This window comes from Mycolicibacterium sp. XJ879 (assembly GCF_053483935.1).
In genome coordinates this window covers 324,147-339,470 of sequence record NZ_JBEFTH010000004.1, presented here as the reverse complement: position 1 = coordinate 339,470, position 15,324 = coordinate 324,147, and the positions used below count along the sequence as shown (strand labels likewise).

Annotated in this window: 15 protein-coding genes and 1 pseudogene; 11 read left to right on the top strand and 5 right to left on the bottom strand. The window is 67.7% G+C overall.

What is annotated here, in order from left to right:
* Window positions 1-13 precede the first annotated feature (13 nt).
* Window positions 14-1,303 (top strand): protein export chaperone SatS, encoded by a 1,290-nt coding sequence (satS, locus tag ABQF13_RS12160; RefSeq protein WP_448392986.1) that lies wholly within the window; start codon window positions 14-16, stop codon window positions 1,301-1,303.
* Window positions 1,303-2,259 carry an NAD(P)H-dependent flavin oxidoreductase gene (locus ABQF13_RS12155; RefSeq protein WP_448392985.1) on the top strand — a complete coding sequence of 319 codons (957 nt, stop codon included), beginning with the start codon at window positions 1,303-1,305 and terminating at the stop codon, window positions 2,257-2,259. The genes satS and ABQF13_RS12155 overlap by 1 nt, the downstream gene beginning before the upstream one ends.
* Here the strand turns inward: ABQF13_RS12155 and ABQF13_RS12150 are convergent.
* The 3 genes from ABQF13_RS12150 to ABQF13_RS12140 all read right to left on the bottom strand — a co-directional run bounded on the left by ABQF13_RS12150 (window position 2,256) and on the right by ABQF13_RS12140 (window position 5,128).
* Window positions 2,256-3,344, bottom strand: a complete 1,089-nt coding sequence (locus tag ABQF13_RS12150) for an adenosine deaminase (protein ID WP_448392984.1) — start codon at window positions 3,342-3,344, stop codon at window positions 2,256-2,258. The genes ABQF13_RS12155 and ABQF13_RS12150 overlap by 4 nt on opposite strands.
* Window positions 3,341-4,639: a thymidine phosphorylase gene (locus tag ABQF13_RS12145; protein ID WP_448392983.1), complete on the bottom strand. Its 1,299-nt coding sequence runs from the start codon at window positions 4,637-4,639 to the stop codon at window positions 3,341-3,343. The genes ABQF13_RS12150 and ABQF13_RS12145 overlap by 4 nt, the downstream gene beginning before the upstream one ends.
* Window positions 4,640-4,717: 78 nt before the next feature.
* Window positions 4,718-5,128 (bottom strand): cytidine deaminase, encoded by a 411-nt coding sequence (locus ABQF13_RS12140; protein WP_448392982.1) that lies wholly within the window; start codon window positions 5,126-5,128, stop codon window positions 4,718-4,720.
* 227 nt (window positions 5,129-5,355) lie between these two features.
* Here ABQF13_RS12140 and sdhC point away from each other — a divergent pair, with 227 nt between their 5' ends.
* The 5 genes and pseudogenes from sdhC to ABQF13_RS12115 form a co-directional block, all read left to right on the top strand.
* On the top strand, window positions 5,356-5,796 hold the full coding sequence (sdhC, locus tag ABQF13_RS12135) for a succinate dehydrogenase, cytochrome b556 subunit (RefSeq protein WP_448392981.1): 441 nt from the start codon (window positions 5,356-5,358) through the stop codon (window positions 5,794-5,796).
* A gap of 59 nt (window positions 5,797-5,855) precedes the next feature.
* Window positions 5,856-6,278 carry a succinate dehydrogenase hydrophobic membrane anchor subunit gene (locus tag ABQF13_RS12130; protein WP_448393141.1) on the top strand — a complete coding sequence of 141 codons (423 nt, stop codon included), beginning with the start codon at window positions 5,856-5,858 and terminating at the stop codon, window positions 6,276-6,278.
* Between the two features lie 3 nt (window positions 6,279-6,281).
* Window positions 6,282-8,036, top strand: a complete 1,755-nt coding sequence (gene sdhA / locus ABQF13_RS12125) for a succinate dehydrogenase flavoprotein subunit (RefSeq protein WP_448392980.1) — start codon at window positions 6,282-6,284, stop codon at window positions 8,034-8,036.
* The gene (locus tag ABQF13_RS12120; protein ID WP_448392979.1) at window positions 8,036-8,815 is read left to right on the top strand and encodes a succinate dehydrogenase iron-sulfur subunit; all 780 of its coding nucleotides are present in this window, start codon (window positions 8,036-8,038) and stop codon (window positions 8,813-8,815) included. Before sdhA ends, ABQF13_RS12120 begins: the two co-directional genes overlap by 1 nt.
* 117 nt (window positions 8,816-8,932) lie before the next feature.
* A pseudogene (locus ABQF13_RS12115) lies at window positions 8,933-9,532 on the top strand (carboxymuconolactone decarboxylase family protein); the annotation flags it as partial.
* On the opposite strand, the gene ABQF13_RS12110 reads toward ABQF13_RS12115, so the two are convergent.
* The gene (locus ABQF13_RS12110) at window positions 9,471-10,406 is read right to left on the bottom strand and encodes a sigma-70 family RNA polymerase sigma factor (RefSeq protein WP_448392978.1); all 936 of its coding nucleotides are present in this window, start codon (window positions 10,404-10,406) and stop codon (window positions 9,471-9,473) included. The pseudogene ABQF13_RS12115 and the gene ABQF13_RS12110 overlap by 62 nt on opposite strands.
* Window positions 10,407-10,540: 134 nt before the next feature.
* On the opposite strand from ABQF13_RS12110, the gene ABQF13_RS12105 reads away from it, so the two are divergent.
* Both ABQF13_RS12105 and ABQF13_RS12100 read left to right on the top strand, forming a co-directional pair.
* Window positions 10,541-11,029: an Lrp/AsnC family transcriptional regulator gene (locus ABQF13_RS12105; protein WP_448392977.1), complete on the top strand. Its 489-nt coding sequence runs from the start codon at window positions 10,541-10,543 to the stop codon at window positions 11,027-11,029.
* Window positions 11,026-12,405 carry an aspartate aminotransferase family protein gene (locus ABQF13_RS12100; protein WP_448392976.1) on the top strand — a complete coding sequence of 460 codons (1,380 nt, stop codon included), beginning with the start codon at window positions 11,026-11,028 and terminating at the stop codon, window positions 12,403-12,405. The genes ABQF13_RS12105 and ABQF13_RS12100 overlap by 4 nt, the downstream gene beginning before the upstream one ends.
* Before the next feature lie 45 nt (window positions 12,406-12,450).
* On the opposite strand, the gene ABQF13_RS12095 is transcribed toward ABQF13_RS12100, so the two are convergent.
* Window positions 12,451-12,732 (bottom strand): hypothetical protein, encoded by a 282-nt coding sequence (locus ABQF13_RS12095; RefSeq protein ID WP_448392975.1) that lies wholly within the window; start codon window positions 12,730-12,732, stop codon window positions 12,451-12,453.
* A gap of 201 nt (window positions 12,733-12,933) precedes the next feature.
* Here ABQF13_RS12095 and ABQF13_RS12090 point away from each other — a divergent pair, with 201 nt between their 5' ends.
* Both ABQF13_RS12090 and ABQF13_RS12085 read left to right on the top strand, forming a co-directional pair.
* Complete coding sequence (locus ABQF13_RS12090; RefSeq protein ID WP_448392974.1) at window positions 12,934-13,938, top strand: SMP-30/gluconolactonase/LRE family protein; 1,005 nt, start codon at window positions 12,934-12,936, stop codon at window positions 13,936-13,938.
* A gap of 154 nt (window positions 13,939-14,092) precedes the next feature.
* Window positions 14,093-15,316 carry a D-alanyl-D-alanine carboxypeptidase family protein gene (locus ABQF13_RS12085; protein ID WP_448392973.1) on the top strand — a complete coding sequence of 408 codons (1,224 nt, stop codon included), beginning with the start codon at window positions 14,093-14,095 and terminating at the stop codon, window positions 15,314-15,316.
* The last annotated feature ends 8 nt before the right edge of the window (window positions 15,317-15,324 follow it).

Below are 15,324 nucleotides of genomic sequence, written 5' to 3'. Positions count from 1 at the left end.
TAGGCTGTGCGCCATGGCTGCTGACATCGTGCCGATCCGGCTCGGGCTGACCAAGGGTGACCTGTACACGTTGTGGGCTCCACGCTGGCGCGATGCCGGCGACGAGTGGGAGGCCTTCCTCGGCAAGGACGAGGACCTGTACGCGTTCGAATCCGTGGCCGACATGGTGGCGTTCGTGCGGGGCAACAACGACAACGACCTCGACGACCATCCGGCGTGGGAGAAGCTGACCGAGGCCAACGCGCACCGGCTCGATCCCCCCGAAGACCGCCAGTTCGACGTCATCGGTGTGGCCGAACTGCTCGCCGAGAAGAAGCCCAGCGAGGAGGCGGTCACCAAGGTGCACCGCACGCTGGCGGTGGTCTCGGCCATCGGCTCGGTGTGCGAGCTTCCGCCGATCACCAAGTTCTTCAACGGCAACCCGGTGCTGGGCACCATCGGCGGCGGCATCGAGGCGTTCAGCGGGCGCGCCGGGCGCAAGCGCTGGGGCGAGATCTCGACGGTGATCCACCGCGGCTGGGACAGCGTCATCGATGCGCTCGACGAGGTGATCACCATCCCCGACGTCGACGCGGTGGCCTCCGAGAAGGCCGCGGCCGAGCTGGCCGAACCCGCCCCCGAACCCGACTTCGACGAGCAACCCGTCGACGAGATCATCGCCGAAGCCGCGTCCGGTGACACCGAGGAAGACGCGGAATCCGAAGCGCTCGCCGGCCAGGCCACCAACCTGGTGCTGGGCAGCGACGAGGACTTCTGGGCCAAGGTGGGCATCGACCCGGTCCAGATCATGGCCAGCGCAGGCACCTACTACACGCTGCGCTGCTACCTCGACGACCGGCCGGTCTTTCTGGGCCGCAACGGGCGGGTCAGCGTGTTCGGCTCCGAACGCGCGCTCGCGCGCTACCTGGCCGACGAACACGACCACGACCTGTCGGACCTGGCCACCTACGACGACATCCGCACCGCGGCCACCGACGGGTCGCTGCAGATCGAGATCATCGACGAGAACGTCTACGTGCTGACCGGTCTGGTCGACGACGTCGCCGAGGGGCCCGACGCGCTGGACCGCGACCAGCTCGAGCTCGCGGTCGAACTGCTCAGGGACGTCGGCGATTACGCCGAAGACCCCACGGTGGAGCAGACCCTGAACGTGAACCAGCCGCTGGGTCGGCTGATCGCCCACGTGCTGGATCCCAAGAGCGTGAACCGCCCCGAACCGCCGTACGCCAAGGCCGTTTCGCAGTGGGAGGAACTCGAGGCGTTCGTGGAGTCGCGGCTGCGCCCGGAGCAAGCCTACGGCTGATGCTGGCGACCGACTGGTCGGCCCGGATGGGTCTTCGCGTCCCGATCGTCAACGCGCCGATGGGCGGAGTGGCAGGGGCCGCGCTCGCCGCCGCGGTGTCGCGGGCCGGAGGCCTGGGCATGCTCGGGATGGGCAGCTCCGCGTCGGCGACGAAGCTGACTGTCGAGTTACCTGACCTGGCCGAGCTGGCGGCACCGTTCGGCATCGGGCTGGTGGACTGGGTCGCCGCCGCCGAACCGGGGCTGCTCGACGCGGCGCTGGCCGCGCGTCCCGCGTTGCTGTCGGTCGGTTTCGGTGACGACTTCTTCTGGGTGGCGCCCGCCCGCGACGCAGGCGTCATCACCGCGACGCAGGTCGGTGACCTCGCGGCGGCGCAGCGCGCGGTCGACGCCGGCGTCGACGTGCTGATCGCGCGCGGCGCCGAAGGCGGCGGACACGGCGCGCCGCGGGTGGGCACCCTGCCGCTGCTCACCTCGGTGCTCGACCGCCACCGGCTACCGGTGCTGGCCGCCGGCGGGATCTCGTCGGGCCGCGGGGTGGCCGCCGTGCTGGCGGCGGGCGCATCGGCGGCGTGGGTGGGCACCGCGTTCAGCGCCTGCCTGGAAGCGTCGGTCTCCCCCGCCGTGCGCCAGGCGCTGCTCGATGCCCGCGACACCGACACGGTGACCACCCGGGTGTTCGACGTCGCACAGGGCTACCCGTGGCCCGACACACTTCCAGAACGGGTGCTGCGCAACGCATTCGCCGACAAGTGGATCGGCAGGGAAGCCGAACTCGGCGACGCCGAGCGCGACGCGCTGGCCGCGGCCGTCGCCGCCGAAGACCTCCGGTCGGCGCCGATCAACGCCGGGCAGGGTGTCGGGGTGTTGGACACCGTCGAATCCGCCGCGGATGTCATCGAGCGGCTGTGCACCGACGCGGCCCGGCTGCTCGGGCGGTGGGCCGACAAGCGCTAGCCGATCAGCACGGCGTAGCGCGGCTTGATCACGTCGTCGATGAGCGCGAGCCGTTCGTCGAAAGAGATGAACGCCGATTTCATCGCGTTGATGGTGAACCGCTGCAGATCCGTCCAGCCGTAGCCGAACGCCTCGACCAACCGCAGCATCTCCTGGCTCATCGAGGTGTCGCTCATCAGCCGGTTGTCGGTGTTGACGGTGACGCGGAAGCGTTGCCGGGCCAGCAGATCGAACGGATGCTCGGCGATGCTGGCTACCGCACCGGTCTGCACATTGCTGCTCGGACACATCTCGAACGGAATCCGCTTGTCGCGCAGCAGCGATGCCAGCCTGCCCAATCGGACCGGGCGGCCGGGCTCCTCGAAGATGTCGTCGACGATGCGCACCCCGTGGCCCAACCGGTCGGCGCCGCAATAGGCGATCGCCTCGTGGATTGACGGCAGGCCGAATGCCTCGCCGGCGTGAATGGTGAAGCGCGCGTTGTTGCTTCGCATGTACTCGAAGGCGTCGAGGTGCCGGGTCGGTGGATGTCCGGCTTCGGCGCCGGCGATGTCGAAGCCGACGACGCCCTTGTCGCGGAAGCGGATCGCGAGTTTGGCGATCTCCAGCGACCGCGCGGCATGGCGCATCGCGGTGACCAGGCAGCGCACCGTGATGGGGCGGCCCTCGGCGGCGGCGGCCTTTTCCCCGTCGACGAAGCCGGCCAGTACCGCGTCGACGACCGCGTCCATCGACAGCCCGCCGTCGATGTGCAGTTCGGGGGCGAACCGGATCTCGGCGTAGACCACGTTGTCGGCGGCGAGGTCCTCGACGCACTCGTAGGCCACCCGGTGCAGCGCTTCCGGGGTCTGCATCACGCCGACGGTGTAGGCGAACGGTTCGAGGTAGCGCTCCAGCGACCCGCTGTGCGCGGCAGTGCGCACGATGGTCGCCAGCTCGTCGGCGTCGGTGGCGGGCAGCCCGGTGTAGCCGGTGGCCTCGGCCAACTCGACGATGGTGGCCGCGCGCAGCCCGCCGTCGAGGTGGTCGTGCAGCAGCGCCTTGGGGGCGCGGCGGATGTTCTCCAAGGTCAGCGGTGTGGTCATGGCGTGATCCGGTCGATGATCAACGGACGCGACGGGGGCGCGGCGTCGGCGACGGACCAGCCGCCGTCGAGTTCGGCGACCGCGCCGACGAACCGCTCCGGCGTTTCGGTGTAGAGCGTGAACAGTGTCTCACCGGCGGCGACGGGCTCGCCGGGACGTCGGTGGATGCGCAACCCGGCGCCGGGCTGAACCCGCTCGCCCGGGACCACGCGGCCCGCACCGAGCCGCCACACCGCCAGTCCTACTGCCATCGCGTCGATGCTTCCCATCGTGCCATTTCGGGGTGCGGTCACGGTCTCGGTGTGCGCGCCGACCGGCAGTTTCTGCGTCGCATCCCCGCCCTGGGCAGCGACCAGGGCGCGAAACCGGTCCATCGCCGAACCGTCGCGCAGCGTCTCGGCAGGATCGACCCCGTCGATCCCGGCGGCGTCGAGCATCTCGGCGGCCAGCGTCAGCGTCAGCTCCACGACGTCGGCCGGACCGCCGCCGGCCAGCACCTCCAGCGATTCGGACACCTCGACCGCGTTGCCGACGGTGCGGCCCAGCGGGGTCGACATGTCGGTCAGCAGCGCGCGGGTCACCAACCCCGCGGCGGCGCCGAGTTCGACCATGGTTTGGGCCAGCTGCCGGGACTCGCTTTCGGTCTTCAGGAACGCACCGGAGCCCACCTTGGTGTCCAGCACCAGCGCCCGGGTGCCCTCGGCGATCTTCTTGCTCATCACCGAGCTGGCGATCAGCGGCAGCGATTCGGTGGTGGCGGTCACGTCGCGCAGGGCGTAGATCTTGCGGTCGGCGGGAGCCAGCTCGCCGGCGGCGAAGATCGCCGCACCCAGATCGCAAAGTTGTTGGCGGATCTGGGCTGTGGGCATCTCGGCGGAAAACCCTTCGATGGACTCCAGCTTGTCGAGGGTGCCGCCGGTGTGGCCGAGCCCCCGCCCGGCGGCCTGCGGTACCGCACCGCCGCAGGCCATCACCACCGGCACCAGCGCGATGGTGATCTTGTCGCCCACCCCGCCGGTGGAGTGTTTGTCGACCAGCGCCAGCGGTTTACCGCCGCGGCGCAGGTCGGAGAAGTCCAGCCGGTCCCCCGAGGCCACCATGGCCGACGTCCAGCGCGCGATCTCGGCGCCGGTCATCCCGCGCAGGAAGATGGCCATCAACAGCGCCGACATCTGTTCGTCGGGCACGGTGCCGTGCGTGTAGGCGTCGATCACCCAGTCGATGGCCGCATTGGAGAGCACGCCGCCGTCGCGCTTGGTCCGGATGACCGTCGGAGCGTCAAAGGACCGCGACATTGTCTTTGCCGCCGAGTGTGGGGTCGTGACACGCTTTTTCGCCCGACGCGTGCGGGTAACCCACGTTCGCGGCCGTGGTCACCGGGTTTCCTTGCGCCCGGCCAGATCCTGCGGGCCGAACGCATCGGGCAGCAGTTCACCGAGCGCTCGAGGCCCGCGCGGATGGTCGATCAGCATTTCGGGGCCGCCGTGCTCGAGCAGCACCTGCCTGCACCGCCCGCACGGCATCAACAGCTCACCCGCTGCGTTCACGCACGACAGCGCAATCAGGCGTCCACCGCCGCTGGAATGGAGGTCACAGACCACTGCGCACTCGGCGCAGAGGCCAAGACCATATGAGACATTCTCCACATTGGCGCCGACCACGATCCGGCCGTCGTCAACCAGGGCCGCCGCACCCACCGCGAACCCGGAATACGGCGCATAGGCGTGGGCGCTGACCTCGGTTGCCTTGTACCGCAATGTTTTCCAGTCGATATCGGCTGGCATGCCACCTCCGCTGGCCCGATTCTCCGATGCGTTCCACTGTTTGACGTCGCCGTAGCGACTGTGAAATTGATAACCCTAATTTGGCGTTTTTGGTGCACGGACACCTAAACCGTAGTTCGTTTAGTAGTGCGACTGGGTTTAGAGTCGCCCCGAGGGTTGGGTGTGCAGTGCAAACCGGCCGAACGATCACCCACGCCCACGCGTTCACCGAAGACGTTGGAGGCCAGATGAGTACTCAGACTTCCGGGGTGACGTCCGGCGGCACTTCGGAGGCGGTTGCGCGACCGAAACCGTCGCCCAGACGCACCCTGTACCGGGGCGATCCCGGCATGTGGTCGTGGGTACTGCACCGCATCACCGGCGCGACGATCTTCTTCTTCCTGTTCGTGCACGTCCTCGACACCGCGCTGGTGCGGGTCAGCCCGCAGGCCTACAACGCGGTCATCGACACCTACAAGACACCGATCGTCGGCCTGATGGAGATCGGGCTCGTGGTGGCGGTGCTCTACCACGCGCTGAACGGGGTCAGGGTCATCCTCATCGACTTCTGGCAACACGGGCCGCGCTATCAGCGCCAGCTGCTGTGGATCGTCGTCGGCGTGTTCCTCGCCGTCTTCATCCCGGCGGTCGGCGTGATCGGCATGCACATGGCGGAGCGGTTCCTGTGAGCGCGCCGACCGGACAGAAGTGGACGCCGCATCACCGTGAGGGCCGCGCCGCCCCGGTGATGCAGAAGGAATACGACCGGCCGGCGGGGCTGGACCATCCCCGCTCGCCGCGGCGCGCCAGGGGGATCCCCTACTTCGAAAAGTACGCCTGGCTGTTCATGCGCTTTTCCGGTGTGGCGTTGGTGTTTCTGGCGCTCGGCCACCTGTTCGTGATGCTGATGTGGCAGGACGGTGTGTACCGCATCGACTTCAACTACGTCGCCGAACGTTGGGCGTCGCCGTTCTGGCAGATCTGGGACATGGCGCTGCTGTGGCTGGCGATGCTGCACGGCGCCAACGGCATGCGCACGATCATCGGCGACTATTCGCGCAAGAACGTCACCAAGTTCTATCTGAATTCGCTGTTGTTGCTGGCCACGGGTTTCACGTTGGTGCTGGGAACATACGTCCTGGTCACCTTCGACGCCAACATCGGAGTTTGATGAATGATTCTTGAACATCGCTACGACGTCGTCATCGTCGGCGCAGGCGGAGCGGGTATGCGCGCCGCGGTGGAGGCCGGGCCACGCGCCCGCACCGCGGTGCTGACCAAGCTGTACCCGACCCGCAGCCACACCGGCGCGGCGCAGGGCGGGATGTGCGCCGCGCTGGCCAACGTCGAAGAGGACAACTGGGAGTGGCACACCTTCGACACCGTCAAGGGCGGCGACTACCTCGCCGACCAGGACGCCGTCGAGATCATGGCCAAGGAAGCCATCGACGCGGTGCTCGATCTGGAGAAGATGGGGATGCCGTTCAACCGCACCCCTGAGGGCCGGATCGACCAGCGCCGCTTCGGCGGGCACACCCGTGATCACGGCAAGGCGCCGGTGCGCCGCGCCTGCTACGCCGCTGATCGCACCGGCCACATGATCCTGCAGACCCTGTACCAAAACTGCGTCAAGCACGACGTCGAGTTCTTCAACGAGTTCTACGCGCTCGACATCGCGATCACCGAGACACCGTCGGGTCCGGTGGCCACCGGCGTCATCGCCTACGAGCTGGCCACCGGCGACATCCACATCTTCCACGCCAAGGCGGTCGTGTTCGCCACCGGCGGCTCGGGCCGGATGTACAAGACCACCTCCAACGCGCACACCCTGACCGGCGACGGGCTGGGCATCGTGTTCCGTAAGGGACTTCCGTTGGAGGACATGGAATTTCACCAGTTCCACCCGACCGGCCTTGCCGGGTTGGGCATCCTGATCTCCGAGGCCGTGCGCGGTGAGGGCGGGCGGCTGCTCAACGGTGACGGTGAGCGGTTCATGGAGCGCTACGCGCCGACGATCGTCGACCTGGCACCGCGCGACATCGTCGCGCGCTCGATGGTGCTCGAGGTGCTCGAGGGCCGCGGCGCCGGGCCGAACAAGGACTATGTCTATATCGACGTGCGCCATCTGGGCGCCGACGTGCTCGAGGCCAAGCTGCCCGACATCACCGAGTTCGCCCGCACCTACTTGGGTGTGGACCCGGTCAACGAACTGGTGCCGGTCTATCCGACCTGTCACTACGTGATGGGCGGCATCCCGACCACCGTCAACGGGCAGGTGCTCGCCGACAACACCACCGTCGTGCCCGGCCTCTACGCCGCGGGGGAATGCGCGTGCGTGTCGGTGCACGGCGCCAACCGGCTGGGCACCAACTCGCTGCTGGACATCAACGTGTTCGGCCGCCGCGCGGGCATCGCCGCGGCCAACTACGCGCTGGGCCACGACCACGTCGACCTGCCGCCGGACCCGGCCGGCATGGTCGTCGGCTGGGTCGGGCACGTGCTCTCCGAACACGGCAACGAACGCGTCGCCGACATCCGCGGGGCGCTGCAGCAGTCGATGGACAACAACGCCGCGGTGTTCCGCACCGAGGAAACCCTCAAGCAGGCGCTGACCGACATCCACGCGCTCAAGGAGCGCTACAGCCGAATCACAGTGCACGACAAAGGAAAACGCTATAACAGCGACCTGCTCGAGGCGATCGAGCTGGGCTTCCTGCTGGAGCTGGCCGAGGTCACCGTCGTCGGTGCGCTCAACCGCAAGGAGTCGCGGGGCGGCCATGCGCGCGAGGACTACCCCAACCGCGACGACACCAACTACATGCGCCACACGATGGCCTACAAACAGGGCACGGATCTGCTCAGCGACATTCGACTGGACTACAAGCCGGTGGTGCAGACGCGATACGAGCCGATGGAACGGAAGTACTGATGACCGTCACATCCGACGTCGACAAGACCGACGCGCCACTGCCGCCCGTCCCGGAGGGCGCGGTGATGGTGACGCTGAAGATCGCCCGGTTCAACCCGGAGGACCCCGACGCGGCCGGCTGGCAGAGTTTCCGGGTGCCGTGTCTGCCCACCGACCGACTGCTGAACCTGCTGCACTACGTCAAGTGGTACCTCGACGGCACGCTGACGTTCCGGCGGTCGTGCGCGCACGGGGTGTGCGGTTCGGATGCCATGCGTATCAACGGCGTCAACCGGCTGGCCTGCAAGGTGCTGATGCGCGACATGCTGCCCAAGAACCCGAAGAAGCAGCTGACCATCACGATCGAGCCGATCCGCGGCCTGCCCGTGGAGAAGGACCTCGTGGTGGACATGGAGCCGTTCTTCGACGCCTACCGCGCCATCAAGCCCTACCTGATGACCAGCGGCAATCCCCCGACGCGCGAACGCATTCAGAGCCAGACCGACCGCGCCCGCTACGACGACACCACCAAGTGCATCCTGTGCGCGTGCTGCACGACGAGCTGCCCGGTGTACTGGGTCGAGGGCTCCTACTTCGGCCCGGCCGCCATCGTCAACGCGCACCGGTTCATCTTCGACAGCCGCGACGAGGGCGCCGCCGAACGTCTCGACATCCTCAACGAGGTCGACGGGGTGTGGCGGTGCCGCACCACGTTCAACTGCACTGAGTCCTGCCCGCGCGGCATCCAGGTCACCCAGGCCATCCAGGAGGTCAAGCGCGCGTTGATGTTCGCCCGCTAAGTGGTGATTTCGGTGTGCAAACCAGCGCACATCGCATGTTTGCGCACCGAAACCGCTTCGGCGAACGAAAACGCGTCACATATCAGCCGGCCGTCTCGTCCTATTGGTATGACCGAGAAAACACCGAAGACCCGTATCGCACCCGTCACCCCGCAGCAGGCCTCGCTGCTGACCAGAATCCTCTACCGGGTCGCCAAGCGGCGGTTCGGCGAGGTGCCCGAGCCGTTCGCCGTCGCCGCGCATCATCCGCGACTGATGCTGGCCAACGTCGTCCACGAAGGCATGCTGCAGTCGGGCTCCAAGAAGCTGCCCGTCAGCGTGCGGGAGCTCGCGGTGTTCTGGACCGCACGCACCGTCGGCTGCTCGTGGTGCGTGGACTTCGGTTCGATGCTGCAACGCCTCGACGGCCTCGACGTGGCAAGGCTCAAGTACGTGGATGAGTACGCCAGCTCACCGCTGTTCAGCGATGACGAGCGCGCGGCCATCGCCTACGCCGACGCCATGTCCACCGACCCGCACACCATCACCGATGACCAGGTCGAGGACCTCAAGCGGCGATTCGGCGACGCCGGCGTGATCGAGCTGACGTATCAAGTCGGCGTGGAAAACATGCGGGCGCGCATGTATTCCGCGCTCGGCATCACCGAACAGGGTTTCAACTCCGGTGACGCGTGCCGGGTGCCGTGGGCGAAGGACGAACCAGCGGTGAACCCGTGAACTTGTCGGGGTTGGCGATATCCCATATGGCACAGACCTTTCCGTCGCGCACGGTCATCGCGGTCACGCGCGGCGTCAACTCGGGATAGCCCTCGGCGGCGGGCAGGCCTGGCGTGTAGCTGCCCAGCTGACCGTTGACCAACGCCAGCTCGTTGGACGACAGCCAGCCCGGCCCGTAGCGGCGGGCCAGCCCGAACAGGAACCGCGCCACCTTGTCGGGGCCGTGGATGACGCGCGGAGCCGTCGGCGCCCTGCGGTTGGAGTCGCCGGTGAAGGTGACGTCTGGATGGAGAAGTCGCACAACGGCTTCCATGTCGCCGCTGGTCAGCGCTGCCATCAGCGCCGCGGCCGCCTCGTTGTGGGTGTCGTCGGACACGGGCGGCGGCGCGGCCGCGACGGCGCGCCGGGCCCGAGACGCCAGTTGGCGGGCTGACGCCGCGCTGACGCCGAGCACGTCGGCGATCTCGGCGAACGGCACGTCGAAGCCGTCGTGCAGCACGAACGCCACGCGCTGGTCGGGGGTGAGACGCTCCAGCACCACCATCGCTGCGAACCGGGCCTCTTCGCCCGCGACGACGGCCGACAGCGGATCCGATCCGTCCAACGGCGTCACGACCGGCTCGGGCAGCCACTCACCGAAGTACGTCTCGCGCCGATGCGCGGCTGAGCGCAACCGGTCCAGGCTGAGGCGGCTGACCACCGTGGTCAGCCAGGCCCGCAGATCGTCGACGTCGTCGCCGGCCCGGTTCCAGCGCAGCCACGCGTCTTGGACGACATCCTCGGCGTCGGCGACGGTTCCGGTGAGCCGGTACGCCACGGCCAGCAGGTGCGGCCGTAGCTCTTCGAACTCGTCGACCCGCGTGCTGGCGGTCATGAGCCGAGTCTAGCTGCCGGCGATTTCCAAGGTCCAACGCCAACCGACGCATTCCATATGCGGAAGCCGCTCCGCACGCGTGATTTCATAGCCACGGTTGCCTGCTACGACGGATTCCGTGCACAATCTTGGGCATGGCTGGCCCGGGTCCGATGCACGGTGTCGGGCCGGTGTCGTTCCAGCTCGACGAACTGTCCAAGCAGATCATCGAGAAGCTGCAGGAGGACGGACGGCGGTCGTATGCGGGCATCGGCAAGGCGGTCGGGCTTTCGGAGGCCGCGGTACGCCAACGCGTGCAGCGCATGGTGGATGCGGGCGTCATGCAGATCGTCGCGGTCACCGATCCGATGCAGTTGGGGTTCGCGCGCCAGGCGATGATCGGCATCCGCTGCAGAGGCGACAGCACCAAGGTGGCCGAGAAACTGGCCGGCATCGATTGGGTCGACTACGTGGTGCTGACGGCGGGTTCGTTCGACGTGATCGTCGAGGTGGTGTGCGCCGATGACGACGGCCTGCTCGACCTCCTCAACACACAGATCCGCGCGCTACCCGAAGTCACCTCCACCGAGACGCTCGTCTACCTCAAACTCGTCAAGCAGCAATACAATTGGGGCGCCAGATGACAATCGCCGACCGCCAGATCGCGTCCGACCTGGCCGCCAAGGCCGACAGGCACCTGTGGGGTCACTTCGCCCGCCACGGCGCGGGCATCACGCCGCCGATCATCACCCGCGGTGAAGGCGTCACGATCTGGGACAGCAACGGGAAGAGCTACATCGACGGCCTGTCGGGGCTTTTCGTCGTGCAGGTGGGGTACGGACGCGCCGAATTGGCCGAGGCCGCGGCCAAGCAGGCCGAGCAGCTGGCGTTCTTCCCGCTGTGGTCCTATGCCACACCGACCGCGATCGAGCTGGCCGAACGAGTCGCCAACTATGCACCCGGCGACCTGAACCGGGTGTTTTTCACCACCGGCGGCGGCGAGGCGGTCGAGTCGGCGTGGAAACTGGCCAAGAACTACTTCAAGCTGACCGGCAAACCCGGTAAGCACAAGGTGGTTTCGCGCGCGATCGCCTATCACGGCACACCACAGGGCGCACTGGCCATCACCGGCCTGCCCGAGTTCAAGGCGCCGTTCGAGCCGCTGACCCCCGGCGGCTTCCGCGTCCCGAACACCAACTTCTACCGCGCGCCCGCGCCGTATCAAGACGACGAAAAAGCTTTCGGACAGTACTGCGCCGACCGCATCGCCGAGGCCATCGAGTTCGAAGGGCCCGACACCGTCGCGGCCGTTTTCCTGGAACCGGTGCAGAACGCCGGCGGCTGTTTCCCGCCGCCGCCCGGCTACTTCGAGCGGGTCCGCGAGATCTGCGACAGCTACGACGTGCTGCTGGTGTCCGACGAAGTGATCTGTGCTTACGGCCGGATCGGCTCGATGTTCGCCTGTGACGACTTCGGCTATGTGCCCGACATCATCACCTGCGCAAAGGGTTTGACATCGGGCTACTCACCGATCGGCGCGATGATCGCCAGCGACCGGTTGTTCGAACCGTTCGACGACGGCAAGACGGTGTTCGCGCACGGCTACACCTTCGGCGGACATCCTGTTTCATCGGCGGTGGCGCTGGCCAACCTCGACATCTTCGAACGCGAGAACATCAACGACCACGTCAAGCAACACGCGCCCGCCTTGCGCGCCACGCTCGAGAAGCTCTACGACCTGCCGATCGTCGGCGATGTCCGCGGCGAAGGCTTCTTCTACGGCATCGAGTTGGTCAAAGATAAAGCAAGTAAGGCCACCTTTTCCGACGAGGAGTCCGAGCGCCTGCTGCGGGGATTTCTGACGCCCGCGCTGTTCGAGGCCGGGCTGTACTGCCGCGCCGATGACCGCGGCGATCCGGTCGTGCAACTCGCACCGCCGCTGATCAGCGGCCCGAAGGAGTTCGACGCGATCTACGACATCCTGCACGGCGTACTGAGCGAGGCCAGTCGACGGCTTTAGGGCGACAACCGATTCGAATGCGTTGGCCGACGCGTGGGTGCTGTCTCACCATGGCCCGATGACATATTCGAGCAGCGCCAGTGAAACGGCACCGGCAATCGCGATCATCAGGGCCGCCATTACAGTCAGCTCACCGGCTCGTTGCGGGTTCAGCTTCGCCAGCGTCGTTCCTGCCGCCGCGCCAAACCCGCCGAGCACCACCACCCCACCCAAGGCCAGATAGAACACCGAAGCCAGAGCGGCCGTCGGGATGCCGTCAAACCCGTTGGCATAGCCGCCGAAAGGGACCGGAAACCGGTACACCGCGGCGACGAGCCCCGCGGCCACCGGCGCCCACCCAATAGCTGCGACCGCGCCTATCAGTGCCGTCCGCAGTGTCACTGGTCACCGCCCATCGCAACCCGGCCTTCTGAAGCGATGCAGACTGCCGACGCCGAAAATCGACCTGTCGCCGCGAAACTGTATTCCATCGGGGAAAGTTCGACGAGTAGCCACCTGCCGGAATGCCGTTTCGACGAGACTGGCGACATGCCCGCCAACGCCAAGCCGACGAAACCGCCGATCGATCCTGTCCGCTGGCAACCGCCGCCCGTGAACCCACTTCCCGACTTCGGACCCGCCGACCTCACGGTCGTTCGCGTCGCGGGCAACGCACCCGAGGATGTGGTGGCCGACGCCGACGGCAACATCTGGACCGGCGTCGAGGACGGCCGGGTCGAGCGGATCTCCCCCGACGGCACGCCCACGGTGGTCGCCGACACCGGTGGTCGGCCGTTGGGAATGCACGTCGCGCGCGACGGACGGCTGCTGATGTGCGACAGCCCGCGCGGCCTGCTGGTGCTGGACCCCCAGACCGGCGCGGTCCAGACGTTGGTCGACCAGGTCGACGACCGTCCCCTGCGGTTCTGCTCGAACGTCGTCGAAATGCCCGACGGCACAATATTTTTTACCGAGTCGACGAGCGCCTTCAGCTATCCGCACTTCAAGGGCGCAGTGCTGGAGGCTCAGCCCCGCGGCAGCCTGTTTCGTCGCGATCCGAACGGCACCGTGCTGACCGAGGTGGCCGGCCTGTACTTCGCCAACGGCCTCACGACGACCGCCGACGGCTCGGCGCTGGTGTTCGCCGAGACACTGGGCCGCCGGCTCGCGAAGTACTGGCTCACCGGACCGCAGGCCGGCACCGTGACGACGCTGGTGGCGAATTTGCCCGGCCACCCCGACAACCTGTCCACCGGTGCCGACGGCCGCATCTGGTGTGCGATCGTCTCGCCCGTCAACGGCGCCGCGGAATGGCTCGCGCCGCGCTGGCCGGCCCTGCGCAAACTGCTGTGGAAGCTGCCCGATCGGCTGCAGCCGCAGATCAAGCCCGAGGTGTGGGCCGTCGCGTTTGACCCGGACAGCGGCGAAGCTGTGGCCGGCCTGCGCACCGAGCATCCGGCGTTCGGCATGGTGACCGGCCTGGTCGAGGCCGATGGGCGGTTGTGGATGGGCTGCATCGGCGCCCCGGCCGTCGCCCACTGCGCCCTCCCCTGACCGCCGAGGCCGACGGATTGGCGGAATCCACTCGCACTTTTTCGCCCGTGTGTCCCTCTCGGCGAAGAGGTCAGCCACTTGCGTAACTTGAACCACTTTAGTCACAGCGCGCCTCCGCGGTAACGCGGCCAAAAGGGCCTAATCTGCGCTGACGATGGCGAAATTTCGAACCGCGTCCATGCGCGCTGTCGGCCTGGCAGCTGCCGTTTTCGTGATGGTCAGCCCGGCGGTGGTAAGCGCGCAGCCGCCAGCGGCGCCCGAGGGCACAACCTGCCCGTACCGCGAGACGACGCCCCCGGCGGTCGACCTCTCCGAAGTTCCCAAACCGGGCCAGGATCCGCCCGCCCCGCTGCCCGTGCCCGCGACCCCGTTGGGCGGCGACGCGCTGTCGGGGTGCGGGCTGATCACCGCACCCGGCACGCCCCCGGTGCCCGGCGACGTCTCCGCCGAGGCGTGGATCGTCGCCGACCTCGACACCGGTGACGTCATCGCCGCCAAGGATCCGCACGGTCGGCACCGGCCCGCCAGCGTCATCAAGGTGCTCACCGCCATGGCAGCCATCAAGGAACTCCCACTGCACCGGGTGGTGGCCGGCACGCCCGAAGATGCGGCGCAGGAAGGCACCAAGGTCGGCGTCGGGCCCGGCGGGCACTACTCGATCAACGACCTGCTGCACGGGCTGATGATGTACTCCGGCAACGACGCCGCCTACGCGCTGGCCACGCAGCTCGGCGGCATGGACGCCGCGCTGCACAAGCTCAACGACCTGGCGCGCAAGCTCGGTGGCCACGACACCCGCGTGGCCACCCCGTCCGGGCTGGACGGACCCGGGATGAGCACGTCGGCCTACGATATGGCGTTGTTCTACCGCTACGCCTGGCAGAACCCGGTATTCACCGACATCGTGGCCACTCGCAGCTTCGACTTTCCCGGTCGCGGCGACGTCGGTTATCCGATCGAGAACGACAACCGGCTGCTCAACAACTATCCCGGCGCGATCGGCGGCAAGACCGGGTTCACCGACGACGCGGGCCAGACGTTCGTCGGCGCCGCCGACCGGGACGGTCGCCGCCTGGTCGCCGTGCTGCTGCGCGGCACCCGCCAGCCGATCGCCCCGTGGGAGCAGGCGGCGCGCCTGCTCGATTACGGCTTCGCGACCCCACCCGGCACCAAGGTGGGCACGCTGATCGAACCCGATCCCGCACTGTTGGGCCGCAAAACGGCGGCCGACGGAACCGCGGCCGGGGTGAACGCCGCGCCCATGCTCTCCGATGTCGATGCCATGCCGGTGCGCGTCGGGGTGGGTGTGGTCGGCTCCATCATCGTGTTCAGCTTGATCATGGGCGCCCGGTCGCTCAATCGCCGCCCGCAGCACTGACGGCGGGC